Below are 2,356 nucleotides of genomic sequence, written 5' to 3' on the forward strand. Positions count from 1 at the left end.
GCCGGGGACACGGGCGGCGCACAGGCGTCGGAGGCGTCGGACGCCGACGGTGAGCCGGGGACGCCGCTCGACGCCGGTCCGCTCGACGCCGGTCCGACAGCGGGAACGGATTCAGCGGGCGGCACGGCCGAGGGCGCGAGCGCGGACGACGCGGCCGGGGACACGGGCGGCCCACAGGCGTCGGAGGCGTCGGACGCCGACGGTGAGCCCGACGGTGACGGCGCTGCTTCCACGACCGCGGAGGACGCCGAGGCGCAGGCCGCCGAGGCGGCGGCCGCCGCTCAGCTCTCCGAGGCGCAGGCCGAACTCGCCGCGCAGAAGCTGGAGCGCGAGCGCATCGAGCGGCGCAAGGCCGAGAAGGCGGCGCCCATCGCCGCCGGGACCAAGCTCAGCGGGAAGGCCGCCGACCTGCTGGCGGCGGTACGGGCCGTGGAGGGCGGGGCCAAGCCCCCGGCCGCGGTGTTCGGCGAGGAACCCGCCCCGCGCCGCCCCGCGCCGGAGCCGGTCAGGCGAGCGCAGCCGGCGCCCGCCGAGCCCGTCGCCCCGCCGGCGCCCGCGGCGGACGCCGTCGAGGGCGTGCGGCGCGTGCTGGCCGGCGGCGGCGCGCCCGAGGCGCTCGCACCACAGGCTGCGACCGTGCTCGGCGAGGGCGCCGAGGACCTCCTGCGCGAGGATCCGTGGCAGTTGCTGCGCGTCCCCGGTGTGCGCCCCGAGCAGGCCGACGGCTTCGCGCGGGCGCTGCTCGGCCCCGACTGCGCCCCCGACGACGAACGGCGCGGCCGCGCGGTGACGGTCTGGTTGCTGGAGCAGGCCGCGCTGGCCGGGCACACCGCGCTGGAGCTGCCCGCGCTCATCGCCGCTCTGGCCCGGCAGGTCGTGCCTGACGCCGACGCGGCCGTGCAGAGCACCCTGGCCGAGGGCGAGGCCCTCGTCTTCCAGGACGCCGTGGACGCGCCTGCGGCGGGGCGGCCGGCGGCGGACGGCGAGGCGGGCGACGAAGCCGACGAAGGCGAGGACGGCGAGGAGGCCCGGCCGGTCCGGGTCCTGGTCGGTCTGGAGCGGTACGCGCTCGCGGAGGAGAGCCTCGCCGACGCGCTGGCCCGCGTCGTCAACTCGCTGGCCAAGGAAGCGCCCGCGGCGTGGGAGCCGGCGGCCGCCGCCGCGTCCGGCAGCGCTGCCGAGCTGATCCGCGCCGTCGCCGGACACGGCCTGGTGCTGCACACCGGGGGCGAGGCGGCCCGCGCCGAGCCCGCCGCGCTGCTCACTGCGGCCCTCCGTCTGGGGCTGCGCGCCGTCGCCGCCTGTCACACCCCGGACGGCCGACGCCGGTTCGCCGCCCTCCTCCCCGAGCCGGCCGGGGACGGCGCGGTGGTGACCGTCGCCGGTCTCCTCTCCGGCGCCGAGGGGCCCGGACGGGACGCCGACGGCGCCTTCGCCCTCGACCTGCTGATCGTGCTCGACGCGCCGCAGCTGGACGTGGAGAGCGCCGCGATGCTGGCCGAGTCCCTGCCGGACGGGGCCCGGCTGGTGCTCAGCGGCGATCCGGCGGTGCTGTGGTCGGCCGGGCCCGGCCGGGTCTTCGCCGACCTGCTCGCGGCGCGCGTCTGCCCGCAGGTCGCCTCGCGCACCCCCGACCCGGGGCCGCTCGGCGAACTGGTCTCCGGCGTCGGCGTCGGCGAGCTGAACCAGGTCGACGCACCGGGCAAGGAGATCGTGATCGTGCCGGTGCGGGACGCCGGCGAGGCCGTGCACCGGACCGTGCAGCTCCTCGGCGACTCGGTGCCCCGGGCCTTCGGGATCACGTCCGACGAGGCGGTGGCGATCACCCCGGGCCACGGTGGCGCGGTCGGCACACGCGCCCTCAACGCGGCGCTGAAGGAACGGCTCAATCCCGGTCCCGGCCGCTTCGGCGGCTTCGACCCCGGCGACCGGATCGCCTACTCCCCCGTGCCGGGCCGTACGGTCGCGGGCCGGGTGGTGACCGCCGACGCCGACGGACTGCACCTGTCCTGCGCGGACGCGGCCGTCGTCGTCCCGAAGGAGCGGGTGGAGCACACCGTGCGCCACGGGTGGGCGCTCACCGCGCACCAGGCGGTGGGCAGCCGATGGCCCGCGGCGGTCGTGGTGCTCCCCGGGGACGCGGCGCAGGCCCTGTCCCGCCCCTGGGTGTACACGGCCTTCGGCCGGGCGGAGCGGCATCTGTCCGTGGTGCACGGGGTGGAGCAGGCTCTGCCGACGGCGGTCTCCGAGGTTGCGGCGAAGCCGCGCACGACCCGGCTGCCGGTGCTGCTGCGCGCCCAGGTCCCGGCGGCTCGGTAGCACGAACGGCGGCGGTCGCGAAGGGCCTCCCCTTCGC

Annotated in this window: 1 protein-coding gene; it reads left to right on the forward strand. The window is 78.6% G+C overall.

Translation table 11 applies throughout. The features are described 5' to 3' along the window. The coding region (locus tag ACFVYK_RS05880; protein ID WP_389769016.1) for a helix-hairpin-helix domain-containing protein at positions 1 to 2,319 on the forward strand (2,319 nt) is incomplete at its 5' end. Between the last annotated feature and the right edge of the window lie 37 nt (positions 2,320 to 2,356).

The organism is Streptomyces sp. NPDC058291, from assembly GCF_042880855.1.
Classification (GTDB): Bacteria; Actinomycetota; Actinomycetes; order Streptomycetales; family Streptomycetaceae; genus Streptomyces.